The 19,095-nt window shown below is 70.0% G+C and carries 20 protein-coding genes; 5 read left to right on the top strand and 15 right to left on the bottom strand.

Going from position 1 to position 19,095, the window contains the following annotated elements; translation table 11 throughout:
• Window positions 1-52: 52 nt before the first annotated feature.
• A complete protein-coding gene (locus tag MRBLWH10_RS14040; protein ID WP_341940369.1) occupies window positions 53-433 on the top strand; it encodes a nuclear transport factor 2 family protein in 381 nt (126 codons plus the stop codon).
• Between the two features lie 31 nt (window positions 434-464).
• Here MRBLWH10_RS14040 and MRBLWH10_RS14045 read toward each other — a convergent pair whose 3' ends face one another.
• Window positions 465-980 (bottom strand): RNA polymerase sigma factor, encoded by a 516-nt coding sequence (locus MRBLWH10_RS14045; RefSeq protein WP_341940370.1) that lies wholly within the window; start codon window positions 978-980, stop codon window positions 465-467.
• A 62-nt stretch (window positions 981-1,042) separates the two neighbouring features.
• Here MRBLWH10_RS14045 and MRBLWH10_RS14050 point away from each other — a divergent pair, with 62 nt between their 5' ends.
• A complete protein-coding gene (locus MRBLWH10_RS14050) occupies window positions 1,043-2,041 on the top strand; it encodes a diacylglycerol kinase family protein (protein WP_341940371.1) in 999 nt (332 codons plus the stop codon).
• Between the two features lie 88 nt (window positions 2,042-2,129).
• On the opposite strand, the gene MRBLWH10_RS14055 is transcribed toward MRBLWH10_RS14050, so the two are convergent.
• The 3 genes from MRBLWH10_RS14055 to MRBLWH10_RS14065 all read right to left on the bottom strand — a co-directional run bounded on the left by MRBLWH10_RS14055 (window position 2,130) and on the right by MRBLWH10_RS14065 (window position 4,667).
• Window positions 2,130-2,867 carry a hypothetical protein gene (locus MRBLWH10_RS14055; protein ID WP_341940372.1) on the bottom strand — a complete coding sequence of 246 codons (738 nt, stop codon included), beginning with the start codon at window positions 2,865-2,867 and terminating at the stop codon, window positions 2,130-2,132.
• A gap of 67 nt (window positions 2,868-2,934) precedes the next feature.
• The gene (gene cls / locus MRBLWH10_RS14060) at window positions 2,935-4,395 is read right to left on the bottom strand and encodes a cardiolipin synthase (RefSeq protein ID WP_341940374.1); all 1,461 of its coding nucleotides are present in this window, start codon (window positions 4,393-4,395) and stop codon (window positions 2,935-2,937) included.
• A gap of 98 nt (window positions 4,396-4,493) precedes the next feature.
• A complete protein-coding gene (locus MRBLWH10_RS14065; RefSeq protein WP_181155902.1) occupies window positions 4,494-4,667 on the bottom strand; it encodes a hypothetical protein in 174 nt (57 codons plus the stop codon).
• 112 nt (window positions 4,668-4,779) lie between these two features.
• Here MRBLWH10_RS14065 and MRBLWH10_RS14070 point away from each other — a divergent pair, with 112 nt between their 5' ends.
• The gene (locus MRBLWH10_RS14070; protein WP_341940375.1) at window positions 4,780-5,895 is read left to right on the top strand and encodes a DUF4192 family protein; all 1,116 of its coding nucleotides are present in this window, start codon (window positions 4,780-4,782) and stop codon (window positions 5,893-5,895) included.
• On the opposite strand, the gene lysS is transcribed toward MRBLWH10_RS14070, so the two are convergent.
• Window positions 5,888-7,414, bottom strand: a complete 1,527-nt coding sequence (gene lysS / locus MRBLWH10_RS14075; RefSeq protein ID WP_341940376.1) for a lysine--tRNA ligase — start codon at window positions 7,412-7,414, stop codon at window positions 5,888-5,890. The two genes, MRBLWH10_RS14070 and lysS, sit on opposite strands and share 8 nt — an antisense overlap.
• An 80-nt stretch (window positions 7,415-7,494) precedes the next feature.
• On the opposite strand from lysS, the gene MRBLWH10_RS14080 reads away from it, so the two are divergent.
• Window positions 7,495-9,351 carry a DUF2207 domain-containing protein gene (locus MRBLWH10_RS14080; protein WP_341940377.1) on the top strand — a complete coding sequence of 619 codons (1,857 nt, stop codon included), beginning with the start codon at window positions 7,495-7,497 and terminating at the stop codon, window positions 9,349-9,351.
• A 143-nt stretch (window positions 9,352-9,494) separates the two neighbouring features.
• Here MRBLWH10_RS14080 and MRBLWH10_RS14085 read toward each other — a convergent pair whose 3' ends face one another.
• The 10 genes from MRBLWH10_RS14085 to hpt all read right to left on the bottom strand — a co-directional run bounded on the left by MRBLWH10_RS14085 (window position 9,495) and on the right by hpt (window position 18,301).
• Entirely contained in the window at window positions 9,495-10,199 is a 705-nt protein-coding gene (locus tag MRBLWH10_RS14085; RefSeq protein ID WP_341940378.1) for a DUF2520 domain-containing protein, read from the bottom strand.
• Window positions 10,192-12,282 (bottom strand): PH domain-containing protein, encoded by a 2,091-nt coding sequence (locus tag MRBLWH10_RS14090; protein ID WP_341940379.1) that lies wholly within the window; start codon window positions 12,280-12,282, stop codon window positions 10,192-10,194. The genes MRBLWH10_RS14085 and MRBLWH10_RS14090 overlap by 8 nt, the downstream gene beginning before the upstream one ends.
• Window positions 12,279-12,875, bottom strand: coding sequence for a PH domain-containing protein (locus MRBLWH10_RS14095; protein ID WP_105674867.1), 597 nt, complete (start codon window positions 12,873-12,875; stop codon window positions 12,279-12,281). Before MRBLWH10_RS14095 ends, MRBLWH10_RS14090 begins: the two co-directional genes overlap by 4 nt.
• Window positions 12,811-13,308 carry a DUF3180 domain-containing protein gene (locus tag MRBLWH10_RS14100; protein ID WP_341940380.1) on the bottom strand — a complete coding sequence of 166 codons (498 nt, stop codon included), beginning with the start codon at window positions 13,306-13,308 and terminating at the stop codon, window positions 12,811-12,813. The genes MRBLWH10_RS14095 and MRBLWH10_RS14100 overlap by 65 nt, the downstream gene beginning before the upstream one ends.
• Entirely contained in the window at window positions 13,305-13,844 is a 540-nt protein-coding gene (gene folK, locus MRBLWH10_RS14105; RefSeq protein WP_341940381.1) for a 2-amino-4-hydroxy-6-hydroxymethyldihydropteridine diphosphokinase, read from the bottom strand. Before folK ends, MRBLWH10_RS14100 begins: the two co-directional genes overlap by 4 nt.
• Window positions 13,841-14,236, bottom strand: a complete 396-nt coding sequence (folB, locus tag MRBLWH10_RS14110; protein WP_341940382.1) for a dihydroneopterin aldolase — start codon at window positions 14,234-14,236, stop codon at window positions 13,841-13,843. The genes folK and folB overlap by 4 nt, the downstream gene beginning before the upstream one ends.
• A gap of 6 nt (window positions 14,237-14,242) precedes the next feature.
• Entirely contained in the window at window positions 14,243-15,040 is a 798-nt protein-coding gene (gene folP / locus MRBLWH10_RS14115) for a dihydropteroate synthase (protein ID WP_341940383.1), read from the bottom strand.
• Window positions 15,037-15,627 (bottom strand): GTP cyclohydrolase I, encoded by a 591-nt coding sequence (gene folE, locus MRBLWH10_RS14120; protein ID WP_105674901.1) that lies wholly within the window; start codon window positions 15,625-15,627, stop codon window positions 15,037-15,039. The genes folP and folE overlap by 4 nt, the downstream gene beginning before the upstream one ends.
• 2 nt (window positions 15,628-15,629) lie before the next feature.
• Window positions 15,630-17,630, bottom strand: coding sequence for an ATP-dependent zinc metalloprotease FtsH (gene ftsH / locus MRBLWH10_RS14125; protein ID WP_105674877.1), 2,001 nt, complete (start codon window positions 17,628-17,630; stop codon window positions 15,630-15,632).
• A 119-nt stretch (window positions 17,631-17,749) separates the two neighbouring features.
• Complete coding sequence (hpt, locus tag MRBLWH10_RS14130; protein ID WP_105674879.1) at window positions 17,750-18,301, bottom strand: hypoxanthine phosphoribosyltransferase; 552 nt, start codon at window positions 18,299-18,301, stop codon at window positions 17,750-17,752.
• A gap of 193 nt (window positions 18,302-18,494) precedes the next feature.
• Here hpt and MRBLWH10_RS14135 point away from each other — a divergent pair, with 193 nt between their 5' ends.
• Entirely contained in the window at window positions 18,495-19,082 is a 588-nt protein-coding gene (locus tag MRBLWH10_RS14135; protein ID WP_105674881.1) for a DUF937 domain-containing protein, read from the top strand.
• Window positions 19,083-19,095 lie beyond the last annotated feature (13 nt).

Below are 19,095 nucleotides of genomic sequence, written 5' to 3' on the forward strand. Positions count from 1 at the left end.
GTCTTCCCCGTAGAGACCTGCACCCGGCCGGTCTCGCACGAAAGGACACCCCGTGACCACTTCCGTCACCGCCCTCGATCAGCTCAACCTCGCCTTCGCCGAGCGCTTCAACGCCCGTGACCTCGACGGCCTCATGGCCCTCAACGCTCCCGGCGTCGTCTTCGTGCCCGCGCCGGGCCAGCCGGTCACCGGCGACGCCGCCGTGCGCGGAGCCCTCGAGCAGTTCCTGGGGCTGAACCTGCCGATCACCATGACCGTCCGCCGCGCCTTCGAGGCCGGTGGCGTGGGTCTCGCCGTCGCAGACTGGACGATTACCGGTACCGGCCCCGACGGATCCGAGATCGCTCTCGCCGGCACGACGGCTGACGTCGCCGTGTACGACGAGGAGCACGGCTGGCGCTACGTCGTCGACAACCCCTTCGGCACCGCCTGAACGATGCTGAGGGGCCGGCGTCACCGGCCCCTCAGTCGGCCTCCATGCCCGACCTCCGGCACGCGCTCAGAGCCTTGCGCGCGCGGGAGATGCGCTGGCGGGCCGTTGCCGGCGCGATGCCGAGGCGCTCCGCGACCTGGGCCGTGGTGAGGCCGTCGACCGCTGTCAACAGCAGCGGCTCCCTGAGCGTCTCCGGAAGCGCGTGCAGCGCGGCGAGCGCACCGTCGAGGAAGGTCCGGATCTCGACGGTTCCCGCCACGTCGGCGTCATCCGGGGTGTCCTCGTCGAGAGGCGCGTCCGGCCGTCGGGCCCGCAACCGCGCCAGGTCGATCGCGGCGTTGCGGGCGATGGTGTCCAGCCACGAGCACATCTGCCCGGGCTCCGGTCGCTCCAGGTGCTCGATTCCTCTCCAGGCACGGAGGAGGGTGAGCTGGGCGACGTCGTCGGCATCGTCGATGGGGACGCCCAGGGAGATGCTCCGCCGCCGCAGGCGCTCGGGCTCTCCCGCGATCATGCTGGTCAGCAGCGTGCGGCGCGCATCGTCCATCCCGGTCCTCCGCCTCTCCGGTCGCGGCGAGGGCGGCCGATCGTCGGGATTAGAGTAGCGCCATGACGAAGCGCTCTTCCGCACGCCGCCAGGCCGCACTCGTCTACAACCCCATCAAGGTCGACGAGAAGCGCCTCCGCGCGACTGTCCGCGATCTGTCGAGGGACCTCGGGTGGGAGCATCCGGCCTTCTACCCCACGACGGTCGAGGATGCCGGCCAGGGGGCGACGGCTCAGGCGCTGGCGCGCGGCGTCGACGTCGTCCTCGTCGCAGGCGGCGACGGCACGGTGCGCGCGGTCGCCGAGGCGATCGCGAACACGGGCGTGCCGCTCGCGATCCTCCCGAGCGGCACGGGGAACCTCCTCGCCAGGAATCTGGGTCTGCCGCTCGCCGACCCGGCGGAGATGGTGCGCGCCGCCCTCGGCGAGAACCGGCATCCCATCGACATCGGCTGGGCCAGGGTCACCAGAGCCGATGGCGAGGAGGCCGAGCACGCATTCGTCGTGCTCGCGGGGATCGGGCTGGACGCCGACATGATCGCGAACACCCGTGCAGATCTGAAGAAGTCCGTCGGGTGGATCGCCTACGTCGACGGAGCTGCGCGCTCTCTCGCGACGGCGGAGCCGTTCCGCGCGGTGTTCCAGGTGGATGACGGACGGCTGCACACGACCAAGGTGCAGAGCATCCTGTTCGCCAACTGCGGCACCCTCCCCGCCGGCATCGCGCTGATCCCCGACGCGTCGATCACCGACGGCACACTCGACATCGCGGTCATCCAGCCCAGCGGCGCGTTCGGCTGGCTCGGAGTCTGGCGCAAGATCTGGTGGGACAACTCCGTGCTCCGCCGGTTCCGCGCGGGCCGACGAGTGCTCGAGCGGCGGGGCAAGGACGCGTCGGTGCACTACTTCAGCGGGATCGCCGCCGAGGCCGCCGCTGCGAAGCCCATCCCGATCGAGCTGGACGGCGACGAGTTCGGCGAGGCGGCACGGATCACGTGCCGCGTCGACCCCGGCGCGCTTCTTCTCGCGCTCCCTGCCGGACACCCGATCCACGCTCTCTGACGGGCGCGCTCACGCAGCGCCATGCCGCGCCGCGCCATGCCGCGCCGCGCCGCGATCGAGGATGCCGCTGGTTCGCGCCGACCGTCGGTCAGCGCACCGACACGGTTCCGTCGAGCCCGCCGCCCGACAGAGTGAGCGTGAACGCGTCGTCGTCCACGGCGTCGTCGCCGAAGTCGAGGATGGTCGCGCGCGGCGCCATGTCCATGGTGCAGACCTGGGTGTCGTCCGTGACGAACGTGACGGTGCCGGCCGCACCGGAGCCTTCGAGAGAGTCGACGACCGGCGGGCAGCTCGACGAGCCCCACGTGAGCAGGACGAGTGCGCCGTCATCGATCCATCCCGCAGAAGGTGTGTAGTCGGTCGAGGAACCGGGGATGCCGGTCAGCGCCGCGTCGCCGTCGAGGTCGACGTCGTCGGTCACCGCGCCGTACGTCACGTTCAGAGTGATGTCCTTGGTCGGGTCGACGCCCTCCGGGAACGCACCGATGCTGGCACGGGGGGCGAGGTCGGCCGTGCAGGCCTTCTCCGTGGCCCCGTCGGACTGCACGTCCACGAGGGTGACCGTGACGGTCTGCCCCTGAGCGGAGACCTGATCGACCTGCGGGACACAGGTCGACGATCCCCTGGTCACGACGGCGAACATGCGCCCCTCGTCGAGCAGCGCGCCTTCGATGTCGTCGAGATCGCCGCCCGGAGCGGTCGATCCCGCAGACGGCGCCGAAGAGCTCGTCGGCGTGCTCGCCCCGGGCGTCGAGGTGCACCCCACGACGAGCAGCGCGGCGGTGAGGACGGACAGGGCGGCGATGACACGAGTGGGGGACGTCATGCTGACAGGCTACCCGTCGTGATATTTCCCCCGTACCCCCTAGTTCCAGGGGGGACTCTCGACGCCGCTACTGCAGGGCGGACGTGAGCCTGGCGAGGTTGTCGAGCACCGTCGAGCGGAGGGGCTGCTGCATCCACTCCTCCAGCGTGAGCTCGCGGCTCAGCGCGCGGTACTGGGCCTCGACCTCGCGCATCTCCGCGACGAATTCCTCGCCGCGCACGAGCATCGAGACCTCGAGGTTCAGACCGAAGGACCGCATGTCCATGTTGCTCGACCCGATGACGGCCACCTGGTCGTCGATCGTGAGGCTCTTGGTGTGCAGGATGTACGGCTTGCGGTACATCCAGATGCGCACCCCGGCCTTGAGGAGCACCTCGTAGTAGCTGCGCTGGGCGTGATAGACCATCGCCTGATCGCCCTCTTCGGAGACGAACAGCTCGACGTCGACGCCGCGATCGACCGCCGCCGTGACCGCGAGCAGCAGCGCCTCGTCCGGCACGAAGTACGGGCTGACGATCATGATCTTCTCTTTGGCCGCGTAGAGCAGGCCGAGGAACAGCCGGAGGTTGTTCTCCACCTCGAACCCGGGTCCCGAGGGCACGACCTGGCAGTCGAGATCGCCCGAACCCGTCTCGGCGTGCGTGATGTCGATCTCCTGCAGCACCGTGTCGGTCTCGCTGTACCAGTCGCTCAGGAAGATGGCGTTCACGCTCAGCACCACCGGGCCGTCGATGCGCACCATCAGGTCGACCCAGTGCAGGCCGCGCTTGATGTTCTTGGACAGGTTGTACGTCGAGTCGGTGACGTTCTGCGATCCGAGGAACGCCACACGGCCGTCGACCACGAGGAGCTTGCGGTGGTTACGCAGATCAGGCCTCTGCATCTTGCCCTTGAGCGGCTGCACCGGCAGCATCAGGTGCCAGTCGGCGCCCATCTCGTTGAGTCTCCGGATGGTGTGGCGGTACCGCGGCTTCCAGCGGTTCGCCCAGTGATCGAGCAGCACCCGCACCTGCACTCCGCGGGCCGCGACCTCCTCGAGCGCGCGGAAGAAGTTGTCGGTCGCCGCGTCGGACTGCAGGATGTAGAACTCGACGTGGACGTACTCCCGGGCGAGACGGATCTCGTCGGCCATCGCGTCGAGCGACTCCTGGTACTCCGAGATCAGGTGCGCGCCGTTGTCTCCGGAGATCGGCAGCGCCCCGAGAGCCTGGTTCATCTCGACGAGGGGCGGGAACCAGCTGGGCGCATTCGGCCGGAGCGTGCCGAAGTGCAGCTGCTCGCTCGTCTCGTGGATGTACTCGTTGATCTGGTCCTGCTTGCGGCGGCGGGCACGAGGCAGCCGCGGGTTGCCGATGAGGAGGAAGAGGAACACGCCGATGAAGGGGATGAAGAACACCGCGAGCAGCCAGGCCATCGCCGCTGTGGGGCGCCTGTTGCGCGGGATGACGATGATCGCGGTGATGCGGATCGCCAGATCGAGCGCGACCAGGAAGGCGGCGACCCACCATCCCCATGCCTCGGCGCTCATGCACTGCCCTCTCGGCGAGTCGTCACTGCGGCGGACATCGCCTCAGTGGGCACCGCGGAGGGTGCTCGCTTCACAGTAGCCGATGCTGCGGACGTTGCTCAGGTGCGGGGCGGGAGTCCGCGCGCGGCTCGCTCTTCGGCCTCGATCTTCGCGTGCACCCGCCGCTCGGTGCGGTCGAACCGGAGGATGCCGCGGATCACGAAGTAGAAGACGGTGCACACGGCGATGGTCGGCAGAATCGACCAGGCAGCCGTGAGCCAGAAGTTCTCCATGCCCCCATGGTACGCGAGCCACTCTTCGCTCACATTCGAGGGTCCTCAGCTTTCTCGTCCACAATGGCCTCTCCCGACGCCACGCGATGCTGCGGCCGAGCACACTCTGGGGATGACCACGATCCTCCGTGCATCCGATTCCGCCGAGTTCCTCGGCATCGTCCCCGTCCTCGCCGGCTTCACGCCCACGCGGAGCATCGTCCTGCTCCCGTTCATCGGAGCCAGAGCGTACGGTGCGATGCGCCTCGACCTCCCCGACGACGAGTCGGATCCGGCGACGTACGCCGCGGCCGCCATCGGCCTGGTCACGAGGGTGGATGGCGTGGACGGGGTGGCCATCGTCGTCTACCCGGACGACGGCCCTGCGCGAACCGGAGACGGGCTCGTGCTCCCGCTCGGTGTGCAGGTCGACGAGCTCATCGGAAGCGCGGACGACGCCGGGCTGCGCATCGTGGACGCGCTGTGCGTCTGCGCGGGCGGGTGGGCGAGCTACCTCGACGACGACCCGGAACTGGCGCCCACCGCTCCCTCCCCGACCGCACCCCTGGTGGGAGACGTCTCCGGCGACCAGCTGGCGGGCGTCGATCTCCCCCGCGCAGACCTGGGCGAGAAGGAACGCGTCGGACGTGCCCTTCTCGACGTGGCCGAGATCCTCGACAGGGGGAAGCACGGCCCCCTGACCGGGCGGGAGAATCCGCAGGCGATCGCGGCGATCGCCATGCTCGAGGATCTCCCGGAGTTCTTCGAGCTCCTGCTGGACGCCCCGGAGTCTCAGCCCGCGTTCGCCACGGCCGCGCTGCTGTGGTGCCTCGCTCGACCGGTCTTCCGTGACGTCGCTCTCACGCAGTGGGCGAGCGATCGGCGAGGGGGCGTGCGCACGCTGTCGGCGCAGCTGGCCTTCTCCGGCACCGGCCGGATGGTCCCCGACGATCTCGCCGGCATCTTCCTCGGCCGCGGGCCGACACCCGACCCCGACCGGCTGCGTCTCGCGCTCGCAGTGGTGCGGCTGGCAGCCGCCAGAGCGCCGCGAGAGCTGCGCCCCGGGCCTCTCACGGCTGCGGCTTGGCTGTCGTGGGCGCTCGGGCGCTCCACTCACGCGGCGCACTACCTCGACCTGGTGCGCAGCATCGATCCGCAGCACGGGCTCGCCGAACTGCTGAATGCGATCGTCAGCGACGGGCTCCTGCCCGAGTGGGCGTTCCGACGCGGAGCGGGGCGTCCTACTTGACCAGCGGGAACAGGATCGTCTCGCGGATGCCGAGACCGGTGATCGCCATGAGCAGGCGATCGATGCCCATGCCCATGCCCCCCGACGGCGGCATGGCGTGCTCCAGGGCGCGCAGGAACTCCTCGTCGACCGGCATCGCCTCGACGTCACCGCGTGCAGCGAGCTTCGCCTGCTCGACGAAGCGTTCGCGCTGGATCACCGGGTCGACCAGCTCGGAGTATCCCGTGGCGAGTTCGAATCCGCGGATGTACAGATCCCACTTCTCCACGACGCCGTCGATCGCGCGGTGCTCGCGCACGAGCGGCGACGTGTCGACGGGGAAGTCCATCACGAACGTCGGGCGCACGAGGTCGCCCTTCACGAAGTGCTCCCACAGCTCCTCGACGAGCTTGCCGTGCGTGGCCTGCGGAGGCAGGTCGACGCCACTGGCCTCGGCGAAGGCGATCAGATCCTCGACGGAGTCCTGCGGAGTGACCGTGCGACCGGATGCCGCAGAGAGCGACTCGTACATCGAGATGCGGTCCCACTCTCCGCCCAGGTCGTACTCGGTGCCGTCGGCCCACGTCACCGTCGTCGATCCGGCGACCGCGACGGCTGCGTTCTGCACGAGTTCCTGGGTGAGGGCGGCCATCTGGTTGTAGTCGCCGTACGCCTGGTACGCCTCGAGCATCGCGAACTCGGGGCTGTGCGTCGAGTCGGCGCCCTCGTTGCGGAAGTTGCGGTTGATCTCGTAGACCCGCTCGATGCCGCCGACGACGGCGCGCTTCAAGTAGAGCTCAGGGGCGATGCGCAGGTAGAGCTCGGTGTCGAAGGCGTTCGAGTGCGTGATGAACGGGCGGGCGGAGGCGCCGCCGTGCTGCACCTGCAGCATGGGGGTCTCGACCTCGAGGTAGTCGTGTGACGTGAACGTCGCACGCAGGCTCGCGTTCACGGCCGCACGGGCGCGCACGGTGGTGCGGGCCTGCTCGCGAACGATCAGGTCGAGGTAGCGGCTCCGGACACGACCCTCTTCGCTGAGCTCGGAGTAGGCGTTCGGCAGCGGCAGGATCGCCTTCGAGGCGATGGACCAGTCGTCCGCCATGATCGACAGCTCGCCGCGGCGACTGGAGATGACCTCTCCGTGCACGAACACGTGGTCGCCCAGGTCGACGTACTCCTTCCAGTCGGCGAGCGACTCCTCGCCGACGTTCGCGAGGGAGACCATCGCCTGGATGCGCGTGCCGTCGCCGGCCTGCAGCGTCGCGAAGCAGAGCTTGCCGGTGTTGCGGCTGAACACCACACGTCCGGCGACGCCGACGACGACGCCGGTCTCGGCGCCGGCCTCGAGCTCGCCGTACTCGGCACGCAGCGCGGGGATCGAGTGCGTCACGGGGACCCCGACCGGGAAGGCTCCACCGCCGGCATCCGCACGCTTCGCGATCAGGCGCTCACGCTTGGCGAGGCGCACCGCCTTCTGCTCGTGGATGTCTTCGTCGGTGGTCGCAGGGTTCTGCTCGGGCGCGGCGGACGCGTCAGTCATGTGCGGGGCTCCTTGAAAGTCCCCTCCAGTTTACCGGCGCGCGGTCGCCTGCCCGCAGCCTCAGTCGATAGCCTCGGAACATGGCCGCACCCCGCCTCGCCCACGCCGCCGCTGTGATCGCCCTAGCGTTGGCAGGGCTGCTCTGGTCGATGCCCGCAACGGCCTCGGCATCCCCCTCCGCCGAGCGCGCCCCGGACGTGGCCGCCATGTCGATCCCGCAGTCGCTTCCCTCTGCAAGGGACGACGTCGACGATTTCTCCTATGCCTCCTGGGACACCCGGATGAAGCTCGGCATCGACGACGAGGGGCGCGCACGGCTGCATGCGACGGAGACCCTCACCGCACGATTCCCCGACACCGACCAGAACCGGGGCATCGTCCGCGGTATCCCGATGACCTACGAGAACGCCGGGCTCGATCTCCGCATACTCTCGGTGACCGACGGCACGGGCGCAGACGTACCCTTCGAGACCGACGAGGACGACGGCGTGCTCTTCGTCCTCACCGGAGACGACTCCTACGTGCACGGCCTGACCACTTACGTCATCGAGTACGAGATGCGCGATGTGATCCTGCACCGCGCCGACGGCCGCGCCGACGAGTTCTACTGGGACCTGCTGCCGCTCGACAGCACGCAGCCGATCGAGTCGTTCCACGCGGAGATCGACCTCGATGAGGCGTTGACCTCGCAGCTCACGGGCAGTTCACGCTGCTACCTCGGCCGTTCGGGGTCGACCGATGAGTGCACGCTCGGCCGCGACGGCGGGCGGTTCACGGTCGAGACCGGAGCACTCGCAGCGGGCGAGGGCGTCACCGTGGCCATCGGCTTCGAACCAGGCGTCGTCGCACAGCCTTCGGCCAGGACCCCGAACCACACCACCGACACCGTCCCGGGCTTCGCGGCGCTCGGAGCCGCGGGCCTCTCGGTCGGCAGCTGGTTCGCCGTGTCAGCCTTCACGCGATCGCGGCGCCGTGCGACCGGCATCGTCGTCGCCCAGTACGACGTCCCCGACTCGCTGCCCCCGCTTCTCGCTGCGGCCATCGTCCCCGGCGCCAAGGACACCATCCCCGCGGAGATCGTGCATCTCGCCGTGCGCGGCACCCTGCGGATCGAGGAGGGCGCGCCCGACCCGGTACTGCGGAGACTGCCCGGCACGCGAATCCCGGATCCGCTCGACGTCGACGCCCTCGACGCCCTGTTCACCGATGCGGATGATGCCGGGGTGGTCGCGCTGCCGACGAGCAGCGAGGCGTTCGCGGCGAAGATGACGGCGCTGACGACATCGGGAGCGGCGGCCGCCAGCGCGCGGGGCCTCACCACCAAGGCGCGCAGCCGCGGCGCCGTGATCCTGCAGTGGTGTGCGAACGGGGTGGCCGCCGTCGGCTTCGCGCTCGCGCTCTGGGGAGTGGTCAGTGGCCGGATCACGGCCGTGCCCGCCCTCGTGGCGATGTGCTTCGCCCTCTTCGTCGTGCTCGTGTCGAGCATCTACTCGTTCACACGGCACACGGTGCTGACGCCCGAAGGCGCCGAGAGGCACGAGTATCTGATGGGCGTGCGCGAGTTCATCCGCGTCGCCGAAGCCGATCGCCTCCGGATGCTGCAGTCCTACTCCGGCGCCGAGCGGCGGCAGGACGGCAGCGCGAACGTGATCGTCGTCTACGAGCGGCTCCTCCCCTACGCGATGCTGTTCGGCATGGAGCGCGAATGGGGCCAGGTGCTCGAATCCGTGTACGCCTACGAGCGGCACGGCGCCTCCTGGATCGGCGATCCCACCGCGCCGTTCGTGTACTCGCAGCTCTCCGCGTTCGCGGCGACGTCGCAGGCGGCCGCCTCGTACTCCGCACCGAGCGCGAGCGGATCCTCGAGCGCGGGAGGCTCCTTCGGCGGAGGATTCTCCGGCGGAGGAGGCGGAGGAGGCTTCTCGGGAGGCCGCTGAGCGGCGGCCTCGGCCCTTCGGCGGGCATCCGCCGCTCAGCGCGGCACACGTTCCTCGGCGTGACGCACGTACTCCGCGCGTCATCCCCCGACGGTCAGCGCGATGTCCGTCAGCCCGCTGCGCGTACCGGGCTCACCGCAGACTCAGATCAACGGAGACGGATCGGATGCCTCGCGCAGCGCCCGCTCCACGGTGGACTGCACCAGCGCCGAGAGGTACCCCCCGGGGTTCTCGATGCCGATCTCCCGGAGCCGCCCGGTCGACTGGCCGATGAGCGACCGCGAGAACTCCGTCACGGCGACGATCGCATCCGCGTACGCCTCACGGTCGGCCTCGCCGACCACGACCGGTTCGCACCCCATCTCGACGGCGAGCGCCTGCGCGATCGGGAGGACGGGAGCGGGCGCGGTCACGGCGGCATACCCCGCCTGCAGCTGCCGGAGGTCGATCGACGTCCCGGTGAACGTGATGGCCGGATGCACGGCGAGCGGGATCGCACCGCGCTCGGCCGCGGGACGCAGCACCTCGATGCCGTGGGCCGGGTCGGTGTGCAGGACGAGCTGACCGATCTGCCAGCCACCGAGCTCGGCGATCCCCGCGACGAGGGCGGGAAGCTGATCGTGCGGCACTGCGATGACCACGAGCTCGCTGCGGCGGACCACGTCGAGCGCATCGAGCACCGGGACGCCGGGGAGCACCGCCGACGCGCGTTCGTCGTCGGAGCCACTCGTCATCCCGGTCACCGCGTGACCGGCACCGGCGAGCGCCGCGCCGATCACCGGTCCGACTCGACCTGCGCCGATGATCCCGACGCCGAGGCGTCCGTCGCGGCGCAGGGGGTCACTCATCGGTCGATGCGGGCGGGACGACGGGCGGGGCCGGCGGAGCGACGGGCGGGGCCGGCGGAGCGACGGGCGGGGCCGGCGGAGCGACGGGCGGGGCCGGCGGAGCGACGGGCGGGGCCGGCGGGGCGACGTATGCCGGCGGAACCGGAGCGACCGGCGGAACCGGCGGCGCCGCGGGGGCCGCATACGTCGGCGGAACCGGGGCCGTTGCGGTCGAGGGCGGAGGCACCGGAGCGCCCGACGTGGTCGACGGGGTACCGGGGTACACGTACGGCGGCGGAACCGGAGCCGTACCGGGCGGAACAGGCGGAGCGGGGGTCGTCGGAGACGCCACGGGAGCGCCGGGGATGTACGGCGGCGGTGTCGGCGGCATCCCGGAACCCGCCGGTGCGTACGCGGGCGGGACGGCAACAGCATCCGGGGCGTGCTCTCCCCAGCGGTGGCTGTGATCGCGGGAGGCGGCGAGCACGGCCGCCCGGCTCACGCCGTTGATGAGGTCGAGCGCGTCGGCTCTCTCGAGCCCCGACAGCAGGCCGGTGATCGGTCCCTGCACGGAGTGCACCTGCGCGCCGGAGACGCGCTGCGCCCGGTCGATCGGCCCCTGCGACAGCGAGACGCCCTGCAGTCGGGCCAACGGGAAGATCGCGAGCTTGCGCCAGACCGTTCCTCTGCGCAGCAGCAGACCGAAGTCCGTGACCGCGTAGCCGTGCCGCTTCCACGACACCGGTCGACGCCACCAGGCGCGGGCGGGCATGGTGCGGTAGGGGTCCCCGGCCACCGGGCCGAGGATGCCGTGCTCCCATACCAGCGGGATGTCGGCGACGGGGGCGTCGGGGAGGATCAGCCCGAGCACACGCTCGACATCGGCCCGCTTGCCCACGGGGAGCACGATGTTGAACTGCTGCGCGCTGCCCGACTGCTGCTGCGCCGCGCTCTTGCCGCCCATGCGGTTGATCTTGATCGTCCACCAGCCGAACGGGCGCCACAGCAGCGACTGCGACACCTCGACCGCGAAGATGCGGCCGGGCGGCAGAGTCTCGGTGACCGTGGTGAGCAGGCCGTAGGTGATGCGCACGCCGTCGGGCGTGGGGGCGATCGAATAGCGCAGCGACTTGGAGATCTGCGCCCAGGTGATGCCGACCACGGCGATCACCATGGGGATGCCGATGCCCAATCCCACACCGAGCCCGATGACCGAGGTGATCGGCTGCCCGTCGATGAGGCCGCCGATGAAGATGCCGCCGGTCGCGACGAGCAGGATGATGACGAAGAACGCCACCCACAGCAGACTCGAGATGAGCTGCGAGCCGACGAGACGCCCGGTCGGGATCTTCACGACGCTCTCGGGAGCGACGTCGGCGAGGTCGACACCGGCGATGAGTCCGGTGACGCCGTGGTTCACCGATCCGACGAACTGGGCGCGAGCCGACGACGGCGCCGCCGCGGCATCCGCCACAGGCCTTCCGGACGCGGCGTCCACGGCCGCCTGCCTCGCCGCACGTGCACCGGAGGCGAGACGCAGGATGTCGCTGCGCACCGACTCCGCACGGGTGGTGGCGAGGTACTCGAGGTCGACGTTCGCATCGGTGCCGGCGCCGACGACCTCGAGCTTCGCGAGGCCGATGATGCGGGCGGGGAACGGACGGGTCAGGTTCACGCCCTGCACGCGGTCGAGCGGCGCCCGGCGGTGCGAGCGGAAGATGATGCCCTTGCGCACCTCGACGTGGTCGCCGGTGATGCGGAACTGCTGGAATCGCCAGATCACCCAGAAGATCGCCATGAGCACGACCACCAGGGCGAGGACGGACAGCAGCGCGATGATCGCCAGGTTGTTCGACAGCACCCAGTCGACGGGGTCGCCGCCGTTGTACTGGTCGTAGTGCGCGTCGGGCTCGAAGATGTCGATCACCCAGGTGATGAGCCTGTCGCGCAGGTTCGCGATCAGGAAGCCGCCGATGATGAGCAGCGCCAGCCCGCCCTTGAAGAGCGGGGTGAGCGGGTGCATCCGATGCCACTCGCCGTCGGCGAGGGAGTCGCTCGCTGCGGGGCCCTTGGTCTGCGCCTGGGCGGGGAACTGCTCGCTCACAGGCCGGTCCGGCGGGTCTCGGCCACCTCGATGAGCGTGTCGCGGAGTGCCTCCGCCGCCGCCTGCGTGAGGCCGGGGATCTGCACGCCCGTGGTCGCCGCAGCCGTGACCATCTTCAGCTGCGAGATCCCGAAGGCGCGGTCGAGCGGTCCCTGCGTGATGTCGACGAGCTGCATGCGCCCGTAGGGCACCGCGATCATCCGCTGCCACAGGATGCCCTTGCGGAACACGATGTCGTCGTCGCGCAGCATGTAGCCGATCGCCCGCGCCTGCCTCGGCAGGATGATGAGCGTGATGAGCGTGATGACGACGATCACCGCTCCGGGGATGAGCGCCCAGAGCTGTCCGAGGACGAACGCCAGCACGAGAGCGGCGATCACCACGATGGCGATGAAGATCAGGTTCTGCACGATCTGCGACACGACGTAGCGCGGGGAGATCTGGTGCCACACGCCGTCGAGCTCCAGCCGCGACTCGCTGCGTGTCGTGCGCAGCGCCGTGTAGGTGCCCTGGTCGAGGGCGCCGCCGTCAGTGACTGCCGCCGAACTCAGGGGAGCCGGGATCAGGGGAGGGTTCTCGGGGTTCTGAGTCATCAGGATCCTTCGGAAGAGTGCAGAACTGTTCGGCGATGAGCGAGGCGATCACGAGCACGACCGCGCTCGCGATCAGGGCGATCATCGCCACAGTCGACCCTACCTGTGGATCTATCGGACGGGACAGGAGGAACACCAGCAGTCCGGCGCCGAATCCGGCCATGATCGCGCCGAGCAGGCTCGATGCGCGGGCCAGGGTCACGGCGCGCGTCGCACGGAACGGATCGATGCGGACGCCCGTCCGCACGCTCCGGCGCACCGGCCACGCCAGCGCGAGCGCCGCGGCGCCGACGATCACGAGGAGGACGGGCAGCAGCAGAGACGGGGTGAAGGTCACCCTCCCCATCGCGGTGAGCACCTGGTCGACGAGGAACCCCGCCCCCGCGCCGACGAGCGCGAGCACGACGAGGACGCCGGCGGAGGTGCGCCTCATGCGCTCCCCTGCCTGCGCAGCGCGGCGGCGAGGTCGGCGATGCGCCCGTGACCGGAGAGCACGGCGTCGGGATCGAGATCGAGCCAGGGGTCGAGCACGAACAGCCGCTCGGCGGCGCGAGGATGCGGCAGCTGGAGGTTCGGCTCGTCGGAGGACTCGTCGCCGTAGGCGATCAGGTCGAGGTCGAGCGTACGGTCGCCCCAGCGCACCTGGCGCTCGCGCCCGTTCTCGTCCTCGATCGCGTGCAGCATGCCGAGCAGGATGCTCGGTGCGAGACGGGTCGTGACCAGCGCCACGGCGTTGACGTAGCCCGGCGCGTCGGGGTCGGGGCCGTCCAGGGTCAGGGCGACCGTCTCGTGCAGGGGGGACAGGCGCACGTCGCTCACCAGAGGCAGTCGCGCGATCCGCTCCGCCGCCTTCCTGATGGTGCCCTCGCGGTCGCCCAGGTTCGCGCCGAAGGCGACGACGGCGACGGCATCCGCCCTCCCTTCGCGGGGGACGGTGATGTCGGGCGGGATGGTGAGGTTGCGGCTCATGATGCGGAGAACTCCACGGCGGATTCGGGGCGGGCCCGGCGGACGGTCACCGAGACGTCGGAGAACGTGAGCGGGATGGGAGCGTGCGGCTTGTGCACGGTGACGGTCGCGAACAGGACCCGCGGATCCTCGAGCGCGACATCGGCGATGCGAGCCGCGAGGGTCTCGATGAGGTTCACGGGCTCGCCGGCGACGACGGCGGCGATCTTCTCGGCGAGCTCCCCGTAGTGCACGGTGTCGGCGACGTCGTCGGATGCCGCGGCCGGCCCCAGCGGCAGGTTCAGCCGCACGTCGATCGTGAACTCCTGTCCGTCCCGGCGCTCGTGCTCGTAGACGCCGTGCCGGCCGAACACCGTGAGCCCGGTGAGGGCGATCTCGTCGATGGGGAACATGGGGGTCTATCCTTCCCAGGCGTGCGCGATCGCGAGCGCATCCCGCGTCGCGGCCACGTCGTGGACGCGCACCGCCCAGACGCCCGAGCGGGCCGCGAGGGCGCTCGTGACGGCGGTCGCGAGGTCTCGCCGCGTCTCCGTGATCGGCTCGCCCTGGTCGAGGGTCTCGGCGAGGAACCTCTTGCGCGAGGTTCCGATGAGCACACGGGGTCCGAGCGCGACGATCTCGTCGAGCCCGCGCAGCACGTCCCAGTTCTGCTGGCCGGCCTTCGCGAAGCCGACGCCGGGGTCGATGATGAGGCGCGACGGCGCGATGCCGGATGCTGCGGCCTCCCCCATGCGCTCCTTGAGCTCTCCCGCCACCTCGCGCGCGACGCGGCGGTACTCGGCGTTGGCGTACATGTCCGCGGAGAACCCGCGCCAGTGTCCGATCGCGTAGTCGGCGCCGGACTCGGCCACCGCCGCGCGCATCTCCGGGTCGGCGAGCCCTCCGGAGACGTCGTTGACGATCCGCGCTCCCGCCCGCACCGCCGCAGCGGCGGTCGACGCATTGAGCGTGTCGATGCTCACAGGCGCACCCGCGGCGGTGAGCTGCTCGATGACAGGGATCACGCGCGCCTGCTCGACCTCCGGGGTCACGCGGTCGGCGCCCGGTCGCGTCGATTCGCCGCCGATGTCGAGCACGGTCGCCCCCTCGGCGCGCAGACGCAGACCGTGCGCGACCGCCCGCTCGACGTCGAGGTAGCGTCCGCCGTCGCTGAACGAATCCGGCGTGACGTTGACGATCCCCCAGATGCCGGTCATTCCGCGCCCCGGCCGATCAGGGCGATGAGCTCGGTGCGGGCCACGGCATCCGTGTACTCCCCGCGGGCCGCGATCGTGAGGGTCGTCGCCTCCGGCTGACGTCCGCCGCGCATCGTGACGCAGCCGTGGCTGGCGTCGAGGACGACGAGCACACCACGGGTGTCGAGATGCTCGGCGATGGTGTCGGCGATCTGCTCGCCCAGCCGCTCCTGCACCTGGGGGCGGGCGGCGAGGATCTCCACCACCCGCACGAGGGCGCCGAGCCCGACGACCTGCTCTCCGGGGAGGTAGGCGATGTGCGCGTGCCCTGCGAACGGCAGCAGGTGGTGCTCGCAGACGGAGCGGAAACGGATGTCGCGCAGCAGCACGGCACCCGAGGGCAGCGTGTCGGGCGCCGGTCCCCTCGTCACGCTGATCGTGCGCGCGAGCGGCTCGGCGGGGTCTTCTCCCACGCCGGCGAAGAACTCCGAGTACAGCTCCGCCATCCGCGACGGGGTCTGCTTGAGGCCCGGTCGGTCAGGATCCTCGCCGATCGCCTCGAGAAGCTCATGAGTGAGGCGTGCGACGCGTTCCCGGTCGACGGCCACGGTCACGCCGTCGCAGGTCGTGCGTGACCGGCACCTGCCGATCCCGGCTGCGTGCGAGGCGCAGCGGACGGCGCCTCGACGGATGCCGCGAGCGAGACGTCCTTCTTGGGCACCTCGATCGGCGGACGCTCCGATACGGGGCGATCGTCGCTCGACAACCACAGCGGACGCTCGGGGAGCTTCTGCACCTCGGTGAAGATCTCCGCGATGCGGTTGTGGTCGAGGGTCTCCTCCTCGAGCAGCGCGAGGGCGAGCTTGTCGAGGATGTCGCGGTTCGCGCTGATCACCTGGTAGGCCTCGTTGTGCGCCTGCTCGATGAGGGCGCGCACCTCGGCGTCGACCCGCTGGGCGATCGTCTCGGAGTACTCGCGGCCACGGCCCATGTCGCGGCCGGCGAAGGGCTCGCCGCCCTCGGTGCCGAGCTTGACCGGGCCGAGCTCGGTCGTCATGCCGTACTCGAGCACCATCTTGCGGGCGATCGAGGTCGCCTTCTCGATGTCGTTCGAGGCGCCGGTGGTCGGGTCGTGGAACACGATCTCCTCGGCGACGCGACCGCCCATGGCGTAGGTCAGCTGATCCTGCAGCTCGTTGCGGGTGACCGAGTACTTGTCGTCCAGCGGCAGCACCATCGTGTAGCCGAGCGCCTTGCCGCGGGGCAGGATCGTGATCTTGGTGACGGGGTCGGTGTAGTTCATGGCCGCGGCTGCGAGGGCGTGGCCGCCCTCGTGGTACGCGGTGATGAGCTTCTCCTTGTCCTTCATCACGCGGGTGCGCCGCTGCGGACCGGCGATCACGCGGTCGATGGCCTCGTCGAGGGCGCGGTTGTCGACCAGCTGCGCGTTCGAGCGGGCGGTCAGCAGAGCCGCCTCGTTCAGGACGTTGGCGAGGTCGGCTCCGGTGAAGCCGGGGGTCTTGCGGGCGACGACCTCGAGATCGACGCTCTGCGCGAGCGGCTTGCCCTTGGCATGCACCTCGAGGATGCGCTGGCGGCCCTTGAGGTCGGGGGCGTCGACGCCGATCTGGCGGTCGAAACGGCCGGGACGCAGGAGCGCGGGGTCGAGGATGTCGGGGCGGTTCGTCGCCGCGATCACGATGACGTTCGCGTTCGGGTCGAAGCCGTCCATCTCGACGAGCATCTGGTTGAGCGTCTGCTCGCGCTCGTCGTTGCCGCCGCCGAGTCCGGCGCCGCGGTGACGTCCGACGGCGTCGATCTCGTCGATGAAGATGATGGCCGGGGAGTTCTCCTTGGCCACGTTGAACAGGTCGCGGACGCGGGATGCTCCGACGCCGACGAACATCTCGACGAAGTCCGATCCGGAGATCGAGTAGAAGGGGGCGCCTGCCTCGCCGGCGACGGCGCGGGCGAGCAGGGTCTTTCCGGTTCCGGGAGGGCCGTACAGCAGCACGCCCTTCGGGATGCGGGCGCCGATGGCCTGGAACTTGGCCGGGTCCTGCAGGAACTCCTTGATCTCGTGGAGCTCCTCGATCGCCTCGTCGGCGCCGGCGACGTCGGCGAAGGTGACCGTCGGGGTCTCCTTGTTGACGAGTTTGGCCTTGGACTTGCCGAACTGCATGACCTTGCCGCCGCCGCCCTGCATCGAGGAGAGCAGCCACCAGAACAGCAGGCCGAGCAGGAGCATCGGGATCAGGAGCGAGAGGAAGCCGTCGAACCAGCTGGCGCGCGGAACGGCGTCGTCGAAGCCCTTCTTCGGGTCGGCCTTGTCGATCGCGGCGACCACGTCTGCCGCGCGGGCGTCGACGTAGTAGAACTGCACCGACTCCGAGCCCTCGAACGGCTTCGAGAGCGTCATGTCGACGCGCTGATCGCCGTCGGTGTTGACCACCTCGGTGACGGTCTCGCCGGCGAGCAGCTTGAGACCCTCCTGCGTGGTGATCTGCTTCGGGGCGCCGAGGTTGGAGATCAGCAGGAAGCCGCCGAAGAGCAGCAGACCGATCAGGGCTACGTAGATCAGCGGATTCCGGGTGAGCTTCTTCACATCCATGATCGGATCAGCGTATCGCGCGAGCGCTTGGTGCCTGCTGTGCGTTCACCCACGGCGTACCGGCCTCCGCAGAGCACGGCTCGGCGGGGCCGTCGGCGCCATCGCGCCACGACGCCGGGTCAGCTGTAGACGTGGGGGGCGAGCACCGCGACGTCGCGCAGGTTGCGGTAGCGCTCGTCGTAGTCGAGGCCGTATCCGACGACGAAGTCGGTGGGGATGTCGAAGCCCACGTACTTGCAGTCGATGACGACCTTCGCCGCCTCCGGCTTGCGCAGCAGGGCGAGCACCTCGATCGACTCGGCTCCGCGCGATCCGAAGTTCTCCAGCAGCCAGCTCAGGGTCAGTCCGGAGTCGATGATGTCCTCGACGATCAGGACGTGCTTGCCGTTCAGGTCGCTGTCGAGGTCCTTGCGGATCTGCACGACGCCGCTCGACTTCGTGCTGGCCCCGTAGCTCGACACCGCCATCCAGTCCATCGGCGCGTGGAACGGCAGCGCCCTGGCGAAGTCGGCCATGACCATCACCGCGCCCTTGAGCACGCCGACGAGGAGCAGATCCTTGCCCTCGTAGTCCACGGCGACCTTCGCTGCGAGCTCGTCGAGCTTGGCGATGATCTGCTCCTCAGTGACGAGGATCTGGGCAAGGTCGTCCTGGATGTCCGCGGCGCGCATGGATCGATTTTAGGTGAAGGGATCGGGTGCCGCGTCCAGTGGCATCCGATCCCTCGCCGCCCGCCCCCGCGTCCACAGGGATCGGCCGCGGATCCCGGTCGTGATGTATCGGGTCGCGTATACCCACACCCCGTTCTTCCGCACTACTGTGAGCCTTGAGACGGGCGGACGCCCACAGACGGAAGGATTCACCATGGCTCTCGACGACATCCTCGCGCAGGTCCCGATCGACGACATCGCGGAGAAGCTCGGGGTCTCCCCCGACGTCGCCAAGGCCGCCGTGGAGCAGGGCGGCGCCGTGCTGCTGAGCGGACTGGCGAAGAACGCCTCCACGGAGGAGGGCTCCTCCGCCATCGAGAACGCGCTGAAGCGTCACGAGGGCTCCGCCGGCGCGACCAAGGTCGACGACATCGACCAGGCGGACGGCGGCAAGATCGTGTCGCACATCCTCGGCGCCAAGCAGCAGGAGGTCACCGAGAAGCTCACGACTTCGAAGGAGACCGCTGGCATCGACTTCGGCAAGCTCCTGCCGATCCTCGCGCCGATCATCATGGGCCTGATCGCCAACGCCAACAAGGGCAAGGCGGAGACGTCGGATGCCGGCGCACAGCAGTCCGGCGGACTGGGCGACATCATCGGCGGTCTCCTCGGCGGTGGCGGCAACGGTGCGAGCACCGGCGGCATCGGCGACATCATCGGCGGTCTGCTGGGCGGCGGCAGCGGTTCGTCCGGCGGCGGCATCGGCGACCTGCTCGGCGGCCTCTTCGGCGGCAAGAAGTAGGACTCCCCTCCCC

The organism is Microbacterium sp. LWH10-1.2 (genome assembly GCF_038397765.1).
Taxonomy (GTDB): domain Bacteria; phylum Actinomycetota; class Actinomycetes; order Actinomycetales; family Microbacteriaceae; genus Microbacterium; species Microbacterium natoriense.